General features: G+C 72.8%; 14 protein-coding genes and 1 tRNA gene. 4 read left to right on the top strand and 11 right to left on the bottom strand.

Features of this window, described 5'->3' with window-relative positions:
* Positions 1 to 47: 47 nt before the first annotated feature.
* The 10 genes from ACFYML_RS32080 to argS all read right to left on the bottom strand — a co-directional run bounded on the left by ACFYML_RS32080 (position 48) and on the right by argS (position 15218).
* On the bottom strand, positions 48 to 299 hold the full coding sequence (locus ACFYML_RS32080) for a hypothetical protein (protein ID WP_387424193.1): 252 nt from the start codon (positions 297 to 299) through the stop codon (positions 48 to 50).
* A gap of 154 nt (positions 300 to 453) precedes the next feature.
* A complete protein-coding gene (gene rho / locus ACFYML_RS32085) occupies positions 454 to 2451 on the bottom strand; it encodes a transcription termination factor Rho (protein ID WP_387424194.1) in 1998 nt (665 codons plus the stop codon).
* A 294-nt stretch (positions 2452 to 2745) separates the two neighbouring features.
* Positions 2746 to 3684, bottom strand: coding sequence for a homoserine kinase (gene thrB, locus ACFYML_RS32090; protein ID WP_387424225.1), 939 nt, complete (start codon positions 3682 to 3684; stop codon positions 2746 to 2748).
* A gap of 163 nt (positions 3685 to 3847) precedes the next feature.
* Positions 3848 to 5092, bottom strand: a complete 1245-nt coding sequence (locus ACFYML_RS32095; protein WP_387424195.1) for an MFS transporter — start codon at positions 5090 to 5092, stop codon at positions 3848 to 3850.
* A 21-nt stretch (positions 5093 to 5113) separates the two neighbouring features.
* On the bottom strand, positions 5114 to 5923 hold the full coding sequence (locus ACFYML_RS32100; protein ID WP_387424196.1) for a polysaccharide deacetylase family protein: 810 nt from the start codon (positions 5921 to 5923) through the stop codon (positions 5114 to 5116).
* Positions 5924 to 6200: 277 nt separating this feature from the next.
* Positions 6201 to 9458 (bottom strand): efflux RND transporter permease subunit, encoded by a 3258-nt coding sequence (locus ACFYML_RS32105; RefSeq protein ID WP_387424197.1) that lies wholly within the window; start codon positions 9456 to 9458, stop codon positions 6201 to 6203.
* A 216-nt stretch (positions 9459 to 9674) separates the two neighbouring features.
* Positions 9675 to 10724 (bottom strand): threonine synthase, encoded by a 1050-nt coding sequence (gene thrC, locus ACFYML_RS32110; RefSeq protein ID WP_387424198.1) that lies wholly within the window; start codon positions 10722 to 10724, stop codon positions 9675 to 9677.
* Positions 10725 to 10838: 114 nt separating this feature from the next.
* Complete coding sequence (locus tag ACFYML_RS32115; RefSeq protein ID WP_387424199.1) at positions 10839 to 12164, bottom strand: homoserine dehydrogenase; 1326 nt, start codon at positions 12162 to 12164, stop codon at positions 10839 to 10841.
* Positions 12161 to 13546: a diaminopimelate decarboxylase gene (gene lysA, locus ACFYML_RS32120; protein WP_387424200.1), complete on the bottom strand. Its 1386-nt coding sequence runs from the start codon at positions 13544 to 13546 to the stop codon at positions 12161 to 12163. Before lysA ends, ACFYML_RS32115 begins: the two co-directional genes overlap by 4 nt.
* Positions 13547 to 13550: 4 nt before the next feature.
* Entirely contained in the window at positions 13551 to 15218 is a 1668-nt protein-coding gene (argS, locus tag ACFYML_RS32125) for an arginine--tRNA ligase (protein ID WP_387424201.1), read from the bottom strand.
* Positions 15219 to 15316: 98 nt separating this feature from the next.
* Between argS and ACFYML_RS32130 the strand changes: the two genes are divergently transcribed.
* The 4 genes from ACFYML_RS32130 (at position 15317) to ACFYML_RS32145 (ending at position 17945) form a co-directional block, all read left to right on the top strand.
* On the top strand, positions 15317 to 16141 hold the full coding sequence (locus tag ACFYML_RS32130; protein ID WP_387424202.1) for a DUF3105 domain-containing protein: 825 nt from the start codon (positions 15317 to 15319) through the stop codon (positions 16139 to 16141).
* A 10-nt stretch (positions 16142 to 16151) separates the two neighbouring features.
* On the top strand, positions 16152 to 16820 hold the full coding sequence (locus ACFYML_RS32135) for a DUF305 domain-containing protein (protein ID WP_387424203.1): 669 nt from the start codon (positions 16152 to 16154) through the stop codon (positions 16818 to 16820).
* 188 nt (positions 16821 to 17008) lie between these two features.
* The gene (locus ACFYML_RS32140) at positions 17009 to 17704 is read left to right on the top strand and encodes a winged helix-turn-helix domain-containing protein (RefSeq protein WP_387424226.1); all 696 of its coding nucleotides are present in this window, start codon (positions 17009 to 17011) and stop codon (positions 17702 to 17704) included.
* A gap of 169 nt (positions 17705 to 17873) precedes the next feature.
* Positions 17874 to 17945, top strand: a tRNA-Arg gene (locus ACFYML_RS32145).
* A gap of 322 nt (positions 17946 to 18267) precedes the next feature.
* On the opposite strand, the gene ACFYML_RS32150 is transcribed toward ACFYML_RS32145, so the two are convergent.
* Positions 18268 to 18402: a hypothetical protein gene (locus tag ACFYML_RS32150; protein WP_387424204.1), complete on the bottom strand. Its 135-nt coding sequence runs from the start codon at positions 18400 to 18402 to the stop codon at positions 18268 to 18270.
* Positions 18403 to 18521: the final 119 nt, after the last annotated feature.

Genomic DNA, 18521 nt, shown 5'->3' on the forward strand with positions numbered 1-18521 from the left:
CGCGTCGGCGCGCAGCCAGCCGTCCGCGTCGTACCGGTCGAAGGAGGTCAGGTCGAGTCCGGGGGCGACCGGACGGGTGGTCTTGTCTCCAGGCCGCCGGCCGGTTCCAGGCCGGCGGCGGCGCCGGCGAGGGCGACGACGGAGTCAGGGCGGGAGGAGGCGGCCGGGGCGTCCTCGGCCGCGGTGTGCGGCTCGCCTGCGGGCGCCGCGACGCCGGGTGGGACGGGACCGGCCAGGGTGAGCAGCGGCGTCAGCAGCAGGACGCCGGCGAGACGGGCAGATCGACTGCGGATACGCATGGACGACAGTCAACCGGAAACTGAATAGAAGTTTCAATACCCCTAGGCTTAACCGTAGAAAAACTTCATGCCGGCTGTTCGGTGCCCGGCCCGGAACACGGAAGAGGGGCACGACCCGCAGGCCGTACCCCTCTTCGCTCCGCCCCTGGCGGGATCACTCGCCCGGCGTGGACTTCGCGATCTGCATCAGGAACTCGATGTTCGTCCGGGACTGCTTGAGCCGGTCCAGCAGGAGGTCGAGCGCCGCCTGCGAGTCCAGCGAGTGCAGCACCTTCCGGAGCTTGTGGACGATCGCCAGCTCCTCCGGCGCGAGCAGGACCTCCTCCTTGCGCGTACCGGACGGGTTGATGTCGATCGCCGGGAAGACCCGCTTGTCGGCGATCTTCCGGTCCAGCTTGAGCTCGGCGTTGCCGGTGCCCTTGAACTCCTCGAAGATGACCGTGTCGGCCATCGACCCGGTCTCCACCAGCGCGGTGGCGAGGATGGTCAGGGAGCCGCCGTTCTCGATGTTCCGCGCCGCACCCAGGAAGCGCTTCGGCGGGTAGAGCGCGGTGGAGTCGATACCACCCGACATGATCCGGCCGCTGGCCGGCGCCGCCAGGTTGTACGACCGACCGAGCCGGGTCACCGAGTCGAGCAGCACGACCACGTCGTGCCCCAGTTCGACCAGGCGCTTCGCCCGCTCGATCGCCAGCTCCGCCACCGTGGTGTGGTCCTGTGGCGGACGGTCGAACGTGGCCGCGATGACCTCGCCCTTCACCGACCGCTGCATGTCGGTGACCTCTTCCGGCCGCTCGTCGACCAGCACCACCATCAGGTGGCACTCCGGGTTGTTGCGGGTGATCGCGTTCGCGATCGCCTGCAGCACCATCGTCTTACCGGCCTTCGGCGGCGAGACGATCAACGCCCGCTGACCCTTGCCGATCGGCATCACCAGGTCGATCACCCGGGTGGTCAGGATGTGCGGCTCGGTCTCCAGCCGCAGCCGCTCCTGCGGGTACAGCGGAGTGAGCTTGTAGAACTCCGGCCGGCGCTTCGCCTCATCCGGCTCCATCCCGTTGATGGTGTCCAGCCGGACCAGCGGGTTGTACTTGTCGCGCCGCTGCTCGCCGTCCCGCGCGGCCCGCACGGCGCCGGTGATGGCGTCACCGCGGCGCAGGCCGTACTTCTTGATCTGGGACATCGAGACGTACACGTCGTTCGGGCCGGCCAGGTAGCCGGTGGTCCGGACGAAGGCGTAGTTGTCGAGCACGTCGATGATGCCGGCGACCGGGACGAGCACGTCGTCCTCGCCGACCTGCGGCTCGCGGCCGCCGCCCTCGCCGCCCTCGGCCCGCTCACCGCGGCCCCGCCGGCGGTCACGGAACCGGCTGCGCCGGCCGCGCCGGCCGCCGCCCTCGCCGTCCTCGTCGCCGTCGTTGTCGCGGTCGGCGCGCTCAGCGCGCTGGCCACGGTCGTTGCGCTCGGCCCGCTCGCCACGCTCGGCCCGCTCGCCCCGCTCCGCACGCTCGCCCCGCTCGGCGCGCTCGCCACGCTCGGTGCGCTCGGCCCGCTCGGCCCGCTCGGCCCGCTCGCCACGCTCGGTGCGGTCGGTGCGCTCGGCCCGCTCGCCACGCTCGGCCCGCTCGCCACGCTCGGCCCGCTCGCCACGCTCGGCGCCGCGCTCCCGGCCGCGGCCCTCGCCGCGCTCGGCCCGCTCACCGGTCTCGGCCGGGGCCTCCTCGGCACGCGGCTCGGCCGGACGCGCCTCGGCGGTCGCGGCGGCCCGGCCACGCCGGCTCCGGGTGCGACCCTCGGTCACCTCGGCGGCCGGCGCCTGCTCGGCCGGGCGGCGCTCGGTCTCGGCCCGCTCCTCACGGACCTCGGCGTGCACCTCTTCCCGGGCCGGAGCGGCCGCGGCCGCGACCTCGGCCCGGGGTCGAGGGGTGCCGGCGGCGGCGCCGCCCTGCCGCTCGGTGATCGCGCTGATCAGCTCGCCCTTGCGCATGCGAGCCGTACCGGAGATGCCGAGCGACGCGGCCAGGCTCTGAAGCTCAGGCAGCAGCATCGCCGACAGGCCGGTACCGCTGCGCCGACGGCGAGTGGGAGCGGCGGCGGTGGCATCGCCAGCGACGTTGGAAACATCCGACGTCACGTCGGTGGTGTCGCTCAATGGATTCCTTCCCTCGATAGGCCGGGGCTGCCCGGAGTCGAAACCAGGTGGCCGGGCGGCCTCGGTGCACCCGCCTCGCATGGACGCGTCGCGGGAGTCTGTGACACAGCAGCCGGTCGGTTTCCCGACTCACCAGCGTCGGTGAGCAGGTCTCGCCGTCTGCGGCGACCTGTGGAAACTGCGGTGCGGCGTAGGCCTTTGGCAGGGGTGACGGGCTGACCGCCGAGAGCTTCGGGGGTGCGCCGCCCCGCAGGAGATCGCGTGCTTCGCGGCTGTGCTGAGTCTAGAGCGTAATCAACTCTTCCGACCTGCGGCAACAGGGTCCCGCTCGGCGTGTCCAAGTCTACCCCGGGTGACCCGGGCACCGCTGACATCTATCGGCAACTCCCAGCGCTGCCAATCTGTTCCCGCGTCGAACCCCGCCGGCACCTCGGCCAACGCCAGGACGGTCGGGCCGGCCCCACTGACCACAGCCGCCACATCCGCCTCACGCAGGGCGGCGACCAGGGCCGCCGTCCCCGGCATCCCCTCGGCGCGGTAATCCTGGTGCAGCCGGTCGACCGTGGCCGGCAGCAGCAGCGCCGGATCGGTGGTCAGCGCGTGCACCAGCAGGGCCGCGCGTCCGGCGGTCAGGGCGGCGTCGGCGTGCGGCACGGTGGCCGGCAGCGCGGCCCGGGCGACGGCGGTCAGGCCGCGCCCGCCGGGCACGAAGACGGTCGGGCGGACGCCCTCCGCCACAGGCAGCGACACCGCCCGGGCACCGGCCGGCTCGGTCCAGGCGACGGTGAAGCCACCGAGCAGGCAGGGCGCGACGTTGTCGGGGTGGCCCTCGATCTCGGCGGCCAGCCGGAGCGCGGCGACGTCGTCCAGCAGCGCCGCGCCGTCATCGGCCAGCGCCCGGGCCAGCAGCACCCCGGCGACGATGGCCGCCGAGGACGAACCGAGGCCCCGGGCCTGCGGGATCCGGTTGACGCACTCCAGGGCCAGCCCCGGCGGCTGCGTGCCCAGCACGTCGAAGGTGGCCCGCATGGCCACCACCACCAGGTGCTGGTCGCCGTCCGGCAGCTCGCCGGCGCCCTCTCCGGTCACCGCCACCCGGACCCCACCGGCGGCCACCTCGGCCGCCACGTCGTCGTACAGCCCCAGGGCCAGCCCGAGCGAGTCGAAGCCCGGCCCCAGGTTCGCGCTGGTCGCGGGCACCCGGACCCGCACGGGACCGGAGGCGAGAGTCATCGGCACCGGTTCATGCTAGGACCCGACACCGACAGCCCGCCGATCCGCCCGGACCGTGGGATGCGTTCCCACGCTCGGCGAAGCCGGCGTCGGTCGTGGGCGCCTCGCAGCCCGGATGGCGGGTGGGCGGCGCCGCCGCGCGTACGGTGCGGGCCGGCGCGGGTCAGGACGCGCGGCTGGCACAGGGCTCCTCCGCCGGATCGGTGAGCGAGAGCCGCCGGGTGGCCAGCTTCCAGCCCACCGCGTAGAGCACGGTGACCAGACCGCAGCCGGCCAGCACGGTGCGCTCGCTCACCGTGTCGACCACCAGGGCGACGGCCAGCTGGCTGACCGAGATGGCCAGCGTCGCCAGCATCATGTCGGTGGCGAAGACCCGCCCCCGCAGGTGGTCCGGCACCTCACCCTGCAGGGCGTAGTTGGACAGCACCCAGTTGCTGCCGCCGCCGAGGTGGGCCAGGAAGACCAGCACCAGCACCAGCGGGAACCAGGCGACCACCGACACCCCGAGGTAGGCCAGGCCGTAGAGGGACATGGACAGCGCCAGGCCGGTGAGCAGCCAGGCCCGGTTGGCGAGCACCCGGCGCATCAGGATCGGGCCGACCAGCGCCCCGGCGCCCCGGGCGGCGAAGAGCAGTCCGGTGCCGACCGCCCCGACCCCGTACACCCCGGCGAGCAGCGGGAAGACGGTCAGCACGCCGTTGCCCAGGCCGACCGCCGACTTGACGGTGACCAGGCCGAGCACGCGCGGCCGGTGCGCGATGTAGCGCAGCGCCTCGCGGATCGCCGCCCAGGTGCGCGCGGGTGCCAGCGCCGGGTCGCGGGGGGCCTGCAACGGCCGGCGGATCAGCGCGGCCAGGCCGGCCGCCACCACCAGGCTCCCCGCCGCCACCCAGAAGCTGACGTACGCGCCGGCGGCCGCGCTGAGCATGCCCCCGAGCGAGGCGCCGACGACCGTCATGGTGCCCCAGGCGGAGCCGGCCACGGCGTTGCCGGCGGCCAGGTCCGCCGGGTCGAGCACGTTGGGCAGGGCGGCCTGGGCGGCCGGCGAGTAGAAGGCCTTCGCCACCGCCACGGCCGCGATCGCCACCAGGGCCAGCCAGGCCGTCCGGGAGCTGCGGACGCCGAGCAGCAGCAGGACGCCGGCCAGCGCGGCGAGGTTGGCCGCGATCATGGTCTTCCGCCGGTCGAACCGGTCGGCGATGGTGCCGGTGTACGGCAGCAGCAGCGCCAGCGTGCCGGTGTCCACGGCGAGCACCAGCGCCCCCCACACCCCGCTGCCCGTCAGCTTCGGCAGGAGCACCAGCAGCGGCACCATGACGAACCAGTCGGCGCCGAACACCACCAGCTCGGCGAGGAAGAGGTTGCGGAAGTCGCGATTGCGGACCAGGACCGAGACGGTGGGTGACACGCCGGCACACTACCGGGCCGGTCAGACCACGGCGGCGTGGCGGAGCAGCTGGGAGACGGTCACGAAGGTGTAGCCGCGGGCCCGCAACCCGGTGATCATGTCGGGCAGGCCGCGCAGCGCGACCAGCCGGCGCTCCGTGCCGACGTCATGGCCGAGCAGGATGGTGCCGGGCTGCACGTCGGCGACGATTCGCCGGGCGTGCCCGGCCGGGTCGTCGGGAAACTCCCCCTCGACCATCTGCAGCGTCCACAGCACCAGCCGGTAGTCCAGCCGGGCGGCGGCGTGCAGCACCGCCCCACCCAGGTGCCCCCAGGGCGGGCGGATCAGGCGGGGCGCGACCCCGGTGGCCTCGGTGATGGCCTCGTGGCTGCGCCGGAGGTCGTCGTACGCGGCGTGGGCGTCCATCCGGGCCAGGTCGTGGTGGGCCCAGCTGTGATTGCCCACCTCGTGCCGCCCCAGCCGGCCCCGGACCAGGGCGGCGTGCTCCTGGGCCCGGACACCGACCAGGAAGAAGGTAGCCGGGACGGCGTACTTCTCCAGGGTGTCCAGCACCATCGGCGTCCACTGTGGCAATGGCCCGTCGTCGAAGGTGAGGGCGAGCAGGCGCTCCGTGGTGCGTACGCCCCAGGCGACCTCGACCGTGCCCGAGCCGACCTCCTGGTGGCGGCTGCCCACGGTGGCGCTGGCCGGCCCGCCGGCGATCGGGAGCCGGCGGTCGGCGATCCAGGTGGTCTGCGAGGTCGCGGCGGCGCCCAGCGCGGCGCCCCCGGCCAGCAGCGCGGTGCGACGCAGCACCGCCCGCCTGTCCCACCGGCCCACGCCGTCCGCCATGGCCCCGCCCCCGCTCCGGCCGGCCATCCGCGACAGCGAGCCGACGACGCGCAGTAGGTGTCAACTCACCCACGGTACAGCCTGGCGTCGCCGTCCACGGCGCCCTCGCGCCGCCGTCCGCCACGAAGCGCCCGCTTTCCCGAAAAGAGTGGTCCCTCCTCCCTCCGCGGGGGCGCTGGAGGGGCGCCTTTCGCGGAAAGAGTGGCCAGCCGAGGCGGACTGGCCACTCTTTCCGGGAATTTGCCCGCAACCCGCCGGGGCGGGATGCGAGTGAGGGTCAGTCGGCGGGTGGGAGGGGGGAACGCCGGCTCTTCGGGAGCCGGAGCACCTCGAACTGGTCCGTACCGTCTAGCAGCGCGGCCGACGGGGCCGGCCGGGCCGGCGCCGGTGCGGCGGGCTCGGCCGGCGGCTCGCCACCGCCGACGGTCGCCAGGACCGGCACCGGGACCGGCTCCCGCACCGGCTCCGGTGCGCCCCGGCGGCGGGCCCGAAGTGCACGCAGCGACTCCTTGGCGCGTTCCACCATGGTGTAGAGGGTCGGCACCAGGATCAGCGTCAGCAGCGTCGAGCTGATCAGGCCGCCGATCACCACGACCGCCAGCGGCCGGGAGATGAAGCCACCCTCGCCGGTGAGGCCGAAGGCCATCGGGAGCAGCGCGAACACCGTGGCGACCGCGGTCATCAGGATCGGGCGCAGCCGCTGGCGGCCGCCCTCGACCACCGCCTCGGTCACGCCCATCCCCCGGGCCCGGTACTGGTTGATCAGGTCGAGCAGCACGATCGCGTTGGTCACCACGATGCCGACCAGCATGAGCACGCCGATCAGCGCCGGCACGCCCAGCGGCGTCCCGGTGGCCAGCAGCAGCGCGATCGCCCCGGTGGCCGCGAACGGGACGGAGACCAGCAGGATCAGCGCCTGGGTCAGGCTGCGGAACGTACCGACCATGATCAGGAAGACGATCGCGATCGCGGCCAGCACGGCCAGCCCCAGGTCGGCGAAGGCGTCCTTCTGGTCGGCGCTCACCCCGCCGATGGCGAACGTCGCCCCCGGCACGTCCAGCGCGTCCAGCCGCTTCTGCAACTCCTGCGTGATGGCGCCGAGGTCGGAGCCGGTGGCCGTGCCGGTGACCGAGACGCTCCGCTCGCCGTCGATCCGGGTCACCTGCTGCGGTCCCTCGACCTGGTTGACGTCGGCGATGTCGTCCAGCTTGACCGGGCCCACCGGCAGCGCCCGCAGGTCGGCCACGCTCAGCGGCGGCCGGGTCCCGGTGCTGAGCACCACGTTCAGCGGCCGGCCGTCCAGCGTGACCTGGCCCAGCGGGGCACCCCGGTACGCCTGCGCGACGAGCTGCCCGACGCCCGCCTCGGTGAGCCCGGCCCGCGCCGCCGCGACCCGGTCCACGGTCACCTCGACCCGGGGCACCCGGGCGGCGAGGCCGGTGGCGACGTCGTCGACACCCGGCGTACCGGCCATCGCGTCCCGGACTGCCTCGGCGGCCCGGGTCAGGGTCTCCTGATCGGCGGCCTGCACGACCACCTCGAGCTGGCCGGCGGAGGCGTCGCTCTGTCCGGCGCCGAAGCTCAGCTCACCCACCTCCGGGCCGAGGGCGTCGAACTCCTCGCGGAGGGTGCGCCGGACCTTCGCGGCGTCGGTGTCCTCGGTGAGCGCCACCGAGTAGGAGGCGGTGTTGTTGCCACCGCCACCCGCCCACGGACTGTCCGTGCCGCCCGCGCTGACCTGGTACGTCTTCACCCCCGGCGTACCCCGGAGCACCTCCTCGACCCGCGCGGCGGCCTGGTCGGTGCCGGCCAGCCCGGTGCCCGCCGGCAGCTCCTGCCGGATGGCCAGGGTGTCCTGGCCGGAGTCGTCCAGGAAGTTGGTCTCCAGCTTCTGGGCCAGGCCGAACGTGCCGAGCAGCACCAGCAGGCCCAGCCCCACGGTGGCCCAGCGGGTGCCCCAGGAGCGGGTGGCGAACCCGATGGCCGGCAGGTACGCCCGCTGCAGCGGGCTGCGCAGCTCCTTATCCTCGGCTGCCCGCCGGGCTGCGGCGTCGTCCGCCCCGCCGCGGCCCGGCTTCAGGAACCAGTACGCCAGCACCGGGATCACGGTCAGCGAGACCAGCAGCGAGGCGAGCAGGGCCACCGTCACGGTGATCGCGAACGGTGCGAAGAGCTGCCCGACGAAGCCGCCCACCAGCGCGATCGGCGCGAAGACGGCGACCGTGGTGAGCGTCGAGGCGGTCACCGCGCCGGCCACCTCGCGGACCGCGCCGAGGATGGCTTCCCGCTTCGGCTCGCCGTACTCCAGGTGCCGCTTGATGTTCTCGAGCACCACGATGGAGTCGTCGACGACCCGACCGACGGCGATGGTCAGCGCGCCGAGGGTGAGCAGGTTGAGCGAGTGGTCGCCGGCCCAGAGCACGATCAGCGCGACCAGCACCGACAGCGGGATGGAGACCGCGGTGACCACGGTGGAGCGGATCGAGAGCAGGAAGACCAGGATCACCACCACCGCCATCAGCAGGCCGAGCAGGCCCTCGGTGGTGAGGCTCTCGATGGACCGCTCGACGAACGGGGCCTGGTCGAAGACCACGGTGAGCGCAGCGCCGGAGGCGGCCGAGAGCGCGTCCAGCCGGTCCCGGATCTCGTGCGAGATCCGCACCGCGTTGCCGTCCGGGGTTGCGGTGACGGCGATGCCGAGGCTGGGCTTGCCGTTGGTCCGGGTGAACCCGTTGGCCGGGGCGAGCTGCTGCTCCACCCGGGCCACGTCGCCGAGGCGTACCGGGGCGGCGGGGGCGGTGGTGAGCACGATGCCACGCAGGTCGTCCACGGTCCGGATCGGGGTGCCGACCTGGACCGGCAGCGACCGGCTGCCGTCGGCCACCGCGCCGGCCGGCACCGCGACGCCGTTGGTCTTGAGCGCCTGGCTGATCGCGGTGGGGGCCAGCCGCGCCGCGGCCAGCTTCACCGGGTCGGGGGTGACCAGCACGACCTGGTCGCGGGTGCCGGTCACCGCGACCGTCCGGACCCCGTCCAGTCCCTCCAGCTCGGGTACGACGGTGCGGCGCAGCTGCTCCGCCAGCGCCTGCTCGTCGTCGCCGCCGGTCGCGGCCACCACCACGGCGGGCAGATCGTCGGTGCTGCCGGCGATGACCTGCGGGTCCACCCCCTGGGGCAGCTGCCCGTCGATGCGGTTCAACGCGGTCTGCATCTTGTTGACCACGTCGTCCAGATCGGTGCCGAACGCGTACTGCACCTGGATCGTGGTGGAGCCCTCGCGGGAGGTCGAGGTGACCTTCTCCAGCCCCGGGATGCCCTGCAGGCTGTTCTCGATCGGCTCGGTGACCTGGGACTCGACGATCTCCGGCGCGGCCCCCGGGTACGCCGCCACGATGAACGCGGCGGGGAACTCCAGCGACGGCAGGAGCTGCTGCTTCAGCGATGGTACGGCGAACGCCCCGAACGCCGCGGTCACCAGCGCGATGAGGGCGATCAGCCCTCGGTTGGCGAGGCTGAATCTGGCGAGCAGCGACATCGGCGTGGCTCACTCCTGGAATGGGGTCTGCGGGTGCCCAAAGTCTGCCCCACCCCCTCTGTCCACTCCGCACCCACCCACCCCTGCCCATCCCTGCCCACCTGCCGTTGATCATGAGGTTAGCGGCGACTGGGAGCGCTCCCCTGCCGCTAACCTCATGATCACCGGGGCGGGACCGGCAGGGTGGCGGGCCGGTGGGGCAGGAGGGGGTGGCGGTCAGGCCAGGTCTAGGGAGCGGGCGGCGGACAGGGGGTCGTTGGCGATGGTCACCGGGGCGGGGGCGGTGGAGATGGCCCACTCCGGGTCCTTGAGGCCGTGGCCGGTGACCGTGCAGACCACGGTGGACCCGGCCGGCACCCGGCCCGCGGCACCCTGCTGGAGCAGACCGGCCACGCTGGCCGCGCTGCCCAGCTCGACGAACACGCCCACCTCGCGGGCCAGCAGCCGGTACGCCGACAGGATCTCCCGGTCGGTGACCGCCGAGATCAGGCCGCCGGAGGCGTCCCGGGCGTCGACCGCCTTGGTCCAGCTCGCCGGGTTGCCGATCCGGATGGCGGTGGCGATGGTCGACGGCTCCGGCACCACCTGCCCGGTGACGATGGGGGCCGCACCGGCCGCCTGGAAGCCGTACATCTTCGGCGCCTTCGTGGCGTTGCCGGCCGCCACGTCCTCCGAGTAGCCCATCCAGTAGGCGGCGATGTTGCCGGCGTTGCCGACCGGCAGGCAGTGGATGTCCGGCGCGTCGCCCAGCGCCTCGACGATCTCGAACGCGGCGGTCTTCTGCCCGTGCAGCCGGTCGATGTTGACCGAGTTGACCAGGGCGACCGGGTAGTCCTGGGCGAGCTTGCCGGCCAGCGCCAGGCAGTCGTCGAAGTTGCCCTGCACCTGGAGCAGCCTGGCGCCGTGCACCAGCGCCTGGGCCAGCTTGCCCAGCGCGATCTTGCCCTGCGGCACCAGCACCGCGCAGGTGATCCCCGCGCGGGCCGCGTACGCCGCGGCGGAGGCGCTGGTGTTGCCGGTGGAGGCGCAGATGATCGCCTTGTCACCGGCCTCGACGGCCTTGGAGACGGCGACCGTCATGCCCCGGTCCTTGAAGGAGCCGGTGGGGTTGGCCCCCTCCACCTTCAGCCAGACGTCGGCGCCGATCCGGGCGGAGAGCACCGGCGCCGGCAGCAGCGGGGTGTTCCCCTCGTGCAGGGTGACGACCGGGGTGGCGTCGGTGACCGGCAGCCGGTCCCGGTACGTCTCGATCAGACCCCGCCACATGTCGCTCTCCTCGCCTCGACCGCCCCGGTCGCATCGGGGCTTCTACCAGCGTGAACCAGCCTCCCCGACCGGCCGTCGGCACACCTGGGGTTAACCATCAGGCGGGACGGGACGCTACGCCCCACCCTCGACCCGGAGCACGCTGGTCACCGAGCGGACGATCGCCAGCCCACGCAGCTCCCGGACGGTGGCCGCGAGCGCGGCGTCCGGCGCGACGTGGGTGACGATGACCAACTCGGCGTCCGCGCCCCCGCCGGCCGCGCCGCCACCGGCCGGGCCCTGCCGGACGGTGGCGATGGAGACCTCGTGCCGGGCGAACACCCCGGCCACCGCCGCCAGCACACCCGGCCGGTCGGTCACGTCGAGGCTGATGTGGTAGCGGGTGAGCGCCTCCCCCATCGGCCGCACCGACAGGTCCGCGTACGCCGACTCGCTGGGCGCGTGCACCCCGGCGAGGCGGTTGCGGGCCACCGCCACCACGTCGCCGAGCACGGCGCTGGCGGTCGGCGCGCCGCCGGCGCCCCGGCCGTAGAACATCAGCTGCCCGGCCGCCTCCGCCTCGACGAAGACCGCGTTGAACGCGTCGCCGACGCTGGCCAGGGGGTGGGTCAGCGGGATCATCGCCGGGTGCACCCGGACACTGACCGTCTCGCGGCCCTGCGCGTCGGAGCCCCGGGCGGCGATGCAGAGCAGCTTGATGGTGCAGCCCATCGCCTTGGCGCTGGCCACGTCGGCGGCGGTCACCTCGGTGATGCCCTCCCGGTGCACGTCGGCCGCGGTGACCCGGGTGTGGAACGCCAGGGAGGCGAGGATGGCGGCCTTGGCGGCGGCGTCGAAGCCCTCCACGTCGGCCGTCGGGTCCGCCTCCGCGTACCCCAGCTCGGTGGCCTCCTCCAGCGCCTCGGCGAAACCGGCGCCGGTGGCGTCCATGGCGGAGAGGATGAAGTTGGTGGTGCCGTTGACGATGCCGGTGACCCGGTTGATCCGGTCCCCGTGCAGCGACTCGCGCAGCGGGCGCAGCAGCGGGATGGCCCCGGCGACGCTCGCCTCGTAGTAGAGGTCGGCGCCGCCCTCGGCGGCGGCGTCGTGCAGCGCCGCGCCGTCCTCGGCGAGCAGCGCCTTGTTGGCCGTGACCACGCTCTTGCCCGCGCGCAGCGCCTCGACGAGCCAGCTCCGGGCCGGCTCGATGCCGCCGACGACCTCCACCACGACGTCCACGTCGTCCCGCTTGATCAGCCCGAGCGGGTCGGTGGTGAACAGGGCGGGGTCGACCGGCAGGTCACCCCGGTCCCGGCCGAGCCGGCGTACGGCGATGCCGGCGATCTCCAGCGGGGCACCGATCCGGGCGGCGAGGTCGGCCGACTGCTCGTGCAGCAGCCGCACCACGTCGCTGCCGACCGTGCCGCAGCCGAGCAGCGCCAAGCGAACGGGTGAGGTCATCCGACATCCAATGCGAGCAGGTCCGCTTCGGTCTCCCGGCGGACGATCAGCCGGGCCCGACCGTCGCGCACGGCGACGACCGGGGGCCGCGGGACATGGTTGTAGTTGCTGGCCATGCTCCGGCAGTACGCCCCGGTGCCGGGCACTGCGACAAGATCTCCGGGCTGCACGTCAGCGGGCAGGAATTCATCCTTCACCACGATGTCCCCGGACTCACAATGCTTTCCCACCACGCGGGCGAGCAGCGGTTCCGCCGCCGAGGCCCGGTTCGCCACCGTCGCCGAGTAGGACGCGTCGTAGAGCGCGGTGCGGATGTTGTCGCTCATGCCGCCGTCCACGCTCACGTATGTCCGGATGCCATCCACGTCCTTGACCGTGCCGACCTCGTAGAGGGTGAACACGGCGGGACCGACGATGGCCCGGCCCGGCTCGATGGACAGGTGCGGCACCCGCAACTTCTCGGCGAAGCACTCGGCGTCGACGATCTTGCGCAGCCGCTTGGCCAGGTCGCTCGGCGCGGCCGGGTCGTCCTGCGTGGTGTACGCGATGCCGAACCCGCCGCCCAGGTCCAGCTCGGGCAGCTCCACCCCGCGGGCGTCGCGGATCTGCGCCTGCAGGCCGAGCACCCGCCGGGCGGAGACCTCGAAGCCGCTGGCGTCGAAGATCTGCGACCCGATGTGCGAGTGCAGCCCGCGCAGCTCCAGCACGCCCTCGTCGAGGATCTTGAAGGCGGCCGCCGCAGCCGCCCCGCCGGCTAGCGAGAAGCCGAACTTCTGGTCCTCGTGCGCGGTGGCGATGAACTCGTGGGTGTGCGCCTCCACGCCGACGGTGACCCGGACCAGCACCTTGGGGCGTACCCCACGCTCGCGGGCGAGCGCGGTGAGCCGGTCGATCTCGGCGAACGAGTCCACGATGATCCGGCCCACCCCGGCGTCCACCGCCCGGGTCAGCTCGGCCACCGACTTGTTGTTGCCGTGGAAGCCGATCCGCTCCGCCGGCATCCCCGCCGACAGCGCGGTGGCCAGCTCGCCGCCGGTGCAGACGTCGAGGAAGAGGCCCTCCTCGGCGATCATGCGGACCACCGCTCGGCAGAGGAAGGCCTTGCCGGCGTAGTAGACGTCGGCGTCCGGGAAGGCGTCCCGGAACTCGCGGCAGCGCGAGCGCAGGTCGTCCTCGTCCAGCACATACACCGCGGTGCCGAACTCGGCGGCCAGGTCGCGGACGTCCAGGCCGGCGACCTCCAGCGCGCCGCCCGCCCCGCGCGTCACGTGGCGCGGCCACAGCTGCGGCACCAGGGCGTTGACGTCGACCGGGGTACGCAGCCAGGCCGGCCCGCGGTTGCCGATGTCGCCGTGCAGGGCACCGGCCTCGTGCGCGCGCATGGGACTACATCCTTTCCGGGGCGGTGACGCCGAGCAGCCGCAGGCCGTTGGCGATGACCACGCGGGTGGCGTCGTTGAGCCAGAGCCGGGCCCGGTGGGTGTCGGTGATCTCCTCGTCGCCCTGCGGGGTGACCCGGCACTGGTCGTAGAACCGGTGGAACGCCGGGGCCACCTCGCGCTCCAGGTAGTGCGCGAGCCGGTGCGGCTGGCGCAGCTCCGCGGCGGTGGCCACCACGGCCGGGAACCCGGCGAGGGCCTTGAGCAGCTCGTGCTCCTTCTCGTGGCTGAGCAGCTCGGGGCGGAAGTCCGCCGCCGCGCCCCGGGTCAGCCCCGCCTCGGCGGCCTGCCGCGAGATGCCGGCGGTCCGCGCACCCACGTACTGCACGTAGTAGACCGGGTTGTCGTTCTTGGCCCGGGTCCACAGCTCCACGTCGATGTCGATGGGCGAGTCGGCCGAGTAGCGGGCCAGCGCGTACCGGGCGGCGTCCACGCCGATCGCGTCGACCAGGTCCTCCAGGGTGACCACGGTGCCGGCCCGCTTGCTCATCCGCACCGGCTGCCCGTCGCGGACCAGGTTGACCAGCTGGCCGATGAGGATCTCGAGGTTGCGGTCCGGGTCGTCGCCGAAACAGGCGGCCATGGCCTTCATCCGGCCGATGTAGCCGTGGTGGTCGGCGCCCAGCATGATCACCACGCGCTCGAAGCCGCGCTCCCGCTTGTCCAGGTAGTAGGCGCAGTCGGCGGCGAAGTAGGTCCACTCGCCGTTGGACTTGCGCAGCACCCGGTCCTTGTCGTCACCGAAGTCGGTGGTGCGCAGCCAGGTGGCGCCCTCGGCCTCGTAGACGTGCCCCTGCTCGCGCAGCCGGGCCAGCGCCTTGTCCAGCTCGCCCCGGTCGTGCAGGTCCTTCTCGTTGAAGTAGGTGTCGAACTCGACGCCGAAGTCGCGCAGCGACGCCTTGATCTCCTCGAACATCAGCTGGACGCCCTCGACCCGGAACACCTCCTGGGCGGCGGCGTCGTCCAACTCCCGGACCTCCGGCCGGCGCCGGCACACCTCGTCCGCGATCTCGGCGAGGTACGCGCCGCCGTAGCCGTCCTCCGGCGTCGGCTCGCCCTTGGCGGCGGCGAGCAGCGAGCGGGCGAACCGGTCGATCTGGGAGCCGGCGTCGTTGAAGTAGTACTCGGTGCCGACGTCGGCGCCGGTGGCGCGGAGCAGCCGGCTCAGCGCGTCGCCGACGGCCGCCCAGCGGACCCCGCCGATGTGCACCGGGCCGGTCGGGTTCGCCGAGACGAACTCCAGGTTGATCTTCTGGCCGGCGAGGGTCTCGCTGCGGCCGTACTCCGGGCCGGCCTCGACGATGACCTTGGCCAGCTGGCCGGCGGCGGCCGAGTCGAGCCGGATGTTCAGGAAGCCCGGGCCGGCGATCTCCACCGACTTGATCCCCGGCGCCCGACCGAGCTGCTCGGCCAGGGCGGCGGCCAGCTCCCGCGGGGGTACGCCGACCTTCTTGCTGAGCTGCAGCGCCAGCGTCGAGGCGTAGTCGCCGTGCTCGGGGTTTCGGGGTCGCTCGACGGTGGTCTGCGCGGGCAGCGCGGAGCCGTCCAGGCCCCGGTCCTCGAAGACGGCGCGGGCTGCGGCAAGGACTACGTCGGCGAGTTCTGCGGGAGTCACCGAACCATGTTATCGGGGGTAGACTCGGGCACCGCGGCGGCGACCAGCATGTGAACCGACCCGCCGGGCTCCCTGACCGACCGACCTGACGAGGCACGATGAGCATCAGCACCCCGGGCGGCCCGGAGCGCCGTCCGACCGTGGTCAGCACCGGCAAGAAGCCGGCCGCCGGCCGGCCGGCCGCTGCCGACAAGCCCGCCGGCGGCAAGGCCGGGACCGGCAAGGGCAACCCGCGGCCGGCCGCGGGCGGCAAGGGCCGCAAGCCGGTCGCCCCGGTGAAGGTCAGCCAGGGTCGGTCCTGGGGCCCGATCGCCCTCTTCGTCGCGGTCGGCGTGCTCGCCGCCGGCATCATCGGCTACGGCGCCTACGCCGCCTTCCAGGGCTCCCAGCCCTGGCAGAAGCGGGCCGACGCCATCAAGGGCGTCGTCGACTACCGCAAGAAGGACCCGGACCTGGTCAAGGGCGGCAACCACCAGCCGGGCCCGATCAAGTACGACATCCTTCCGCCGGTCGCCGGCCCGCACAACCAGGCCTGGCAGAACTGCATGGGCGACGTCTACGACGCCCCGATCGCCAACGAGCACGCGGTGCACAGCCTGGAGCACGGCACGGTCTGGATCACCTACCGCCCGGACCTGCCGGCCGACCAGGTGGCCAAGCTCAAGGCCAAGGTCGAGGGCAAGGAGAAGCTGATGCTCAGCCCGTTCGAGGGGCTGGACAAGCCGATCTCGCTGCAGGCCTGGGGCTTCCAGCTCAAGGTCGACAACGCCGACGACAGCCGGATCGACGAGTTCATCAAGACGCTGAAGGTCAACGCCTCCATCGAGGGGCCGACCGCGCTCTGCGACCAGGGCGTCACCGCCACCGGCACCACGCCCCGGGACAACCTGAACAACCAGATGCCCGAGCAGCCGACCCAGTGAGGACGCCGCGATGACCGCCGCCGTGACGACGGACGCCGACCTCGACGAGGCCCCGGTCACCGATGACGGTGCCCGGGGGGCCGCGCGTCGTTTCGGCGTCCTGGCGCTGGCCGCCGCCGTCGTGGTCGGTCTCCTGCTCGGGTACGCGGGCGGCCTGCTCACCCCGACCTTGACCCGTCCGGGTGACAACTCCGCCGAGGCGGGCTTCGCCCGGGACATGACCACCCACCACGCGCAGGCGGTGGCGATGGGGCTGCTGGCCTTCCAGCAGGGCCAGGACCCGGAGGTACGGCAGCTCGGCGTCGACATCGCCACCGGCCAGCAGGGCGAGATCGGCACCATGCAGACCTGGCTGCGCTCGTGGCACCTGGACCCGACCGGCGGCCAGCCGCCGATGGCCTGGATGCCGGACGGCGCCGGTCTGGTCAAGAACGGCCTGATGCCGGGCATGGCCACGCCGGAGGAGATGGCGAAGCTGCGGGCCGCCAAGGGCCGCGAGTTCGACCTGCTCTTCCTCACCATGATGCGGCAGCACCACCTGGGCGGGATCCACATGATCCAGGGGATCCTCGACCAGGGGCACGACGAGGACGTGCTGGCGGTCGCGCAGACCATGAAGAACACCCAGCAGACGGATCTGACCAACATCCAGGCCGCGCTCAAGCGGCTCGGTGGCTGAGCCACCGGCACGCCTGCTCGGGAAGGGCCCGCGTCGTTCGCGACGCGGGCCCTTCCGCGTACCCGCCTCCCTACCAGCCCGTTATGCCCGTTTATAACTTTTTGATGGAGTTCAACCCATAGTGCTCCTTGGAGACTTTTCTCCCCACATATCGTGACCAGTTGCGATTCGGGCTCGTTGCGCAAGACGTGGGGGTTGCACTCAGAGACGCAGGCAGGTCGGTGACCAGTTGGTGCCGACGCCACACCATCGGCGGTGACGGGGCGGTGGCAGCCGTCCGTCGCGGACAGCGGCCGGGCGAGTCGGGAACGCTCAGCCGCGAACAGGAACTCGAACTGATCGACGTGCTGCGGGGCGTCCACCCCGACGGGTTCGGCCTGGACGAGGAGCTCTGGACGCGACAGAGCCTGACCACCCTCATCCAGCGCCGGTTCGACCTGGCGATGGACCCCGGCACGGTCGGGGCGTACCTGCGGGCCTGGGGGTTGGGTCCGCGGGAGCCCCGGGAGCGGGCCTGCGGGCTCTGCGTGGGCGCGGTCGAACGCTGGGTGCGCAGCGAGTACCCGGCGATCACCGGGGCCGCCCAGGAGCACGCCGCAGAGGTCTACTGGATCGGCCGGGTGCGCCTGCGCGGCACCATGCCGGCGGCCGACGTGATCTCCGCGGTCTCCTCCCGGGGCCGGGTCCGCTTCATGATCACCACACCGTCGGTCGACCCGCCGCTCCCGCGCGACTTCGTGCTGCGGCTCAGCGGCGCCGAGGAGCGCACCGTGCACCTGATCGTCGACGGCTCGTGGCCCCGCAACGAGTGGCCGCGCCGCCTGCCGCGCCGCATCGTCCTGCACCCGCTCCCCAGCTGCGGCCGCCCCCTGGCCGCCGCCTGACCTCACCACCGCTCCCGGCCACCATTCCCGCTGATCATGAGATTGACGGCAAAGTTGATCTCCACGGCCGCCGCCAATCTCATGATCAGCAGCAACGGCGGGGCAGGCGGACTCGGGATGCCGATTGGGTGATCCGGGAGGGGGTTTGCTATTCTTCTTGAGTCACTGAGCCCCCGTAGCTCAGGGGATAGAGCACCGCCCTCCGGAGGCGGGGGCGCAGGTTCGAATCCTGCCGGGGGCACTTTCGTTCGATTTTGTCGTAGCTTGCTCGAAACGCGCTCTTCGATCGAGCTCGCCCTAACCAGGGCAACGCGTAGCAGATCCTGACCGATGTCGATGCGCAGGTTCGGCTTTCACTGGCACCGTGCGGGAACGGCGTAAGCGCAATCTACGGGGTGGCGGACGTAGGGTGTCGCGGTGAGCTTTGACCTGTACGTCTGGCACGAGAACGAGCCGATCACCGCGGCACGGGCACGGGCACGGACGAAGTCACGACCTGATGCGTAATTGGCGGTGGGGCGGGTCGGCCTCACCGCCGTCGCTGGTCGATCATCGTGTGGCGGTCAGGTCGGAGACCAGTGTTGCCACAGCGATGAGTGTTTCGGCAGGGCGCCGCGGCCGCCGTGCCAGCGCGTGACGACGAGGTCTGGAACGTCGGCGTCGGCGGTGTCGGGCAGCAGGTTGAGCTTGGTGATCACTTGACCGAGATGGTCGCGGGCCAGCCCGCGATAGCCCCGGTCTGCCCAATGCCTACACCGGGGAAGTTGTCGAGCCGGTTGTCGATGCCTTCGGTCTCGAACGTGGCCTGGTCGTGTAA

This window comes from Micromonospora sp. NPDC007230 (genome assembly GCF_042869115.1).
In the GTDB taxonomy this organism is placed as follows: Bacteria; Actinomycetota; Actinomycetes; order Mycobacteriales; family Micromonosporaceae; genus Micromonospora.

What these genes read in the sequence shown, in the direction of transcription:
- ACFYML_RS32080 (WP_387424193.1), bottom strand. Translation starts at nt 299, where the DNA reads ATGCGTATCCGCAGTCGATCTGCCCGTCTCGCCGGCGTCCTGCTGCTG.
- thrB (WP_387424225.1), bottom strand. Translation starts at nt 3,684, where the DNA reads ATGACTCTCGCCTCCGGTCCCGTGCGGGTCCGGGTGCCCGCGACCAGC.
- ACFYML_RS32100 (WP_387424196.1), bottom strand. Translation starts at nt 5,923, where the DNA reads ATGGCGGACGGCGTGGGCCGGTGGGACAGGCGGGCGGTGCTGCGTCGC.
- ACFYML_RS32105 (WP_387424197.1), bottom strand. Translation starts at nt 9,458, where the DNA reads ATGTCGCTGCTCGCCAGATTCAGCCTCGCCAACCGAGGGCTGATCGCC.
- thrC (WP_387424198.1), bottom strand. Translation starts at nt 10,724, where the DNA reads ATGTGGCGGGGTCTGATCGAGACGTACCGGGACCGGCTGCCGGTCACC.
- ACFYML_RS32115 (WP_387424199.1), bottom strand. Translation starts at nt 12,164, where the DNA reads ATGACCTCACCCGTTCGCTTGGCGCTGCTCGGCTGCGGCACGGTCGGC.
- lysA (WP_387424200.1), bottom strand. Translation starts at nt 13,546, where the DNA reads ATGCGCGCGCACGAGGCCGGTGCCCTGCACGGCGACATCGGCAACCGC.
- ACFYML_RS32130 (WP_387424202.1), top strand. Translation starts at nt 15,317, where the DNA reads ATGAGCATCAGCACCCCGGGCGGCCCGGAGCGCCGTCCGACCGTGGTC.
- ACFYML_RS32135 (WP_387424203.1), top strand. Translation starts at nt 16,152, where the DNA reads ATGACCGCCGCCGTGACGACGGACGCCGACCTCGACGAGGCCCCGGTC.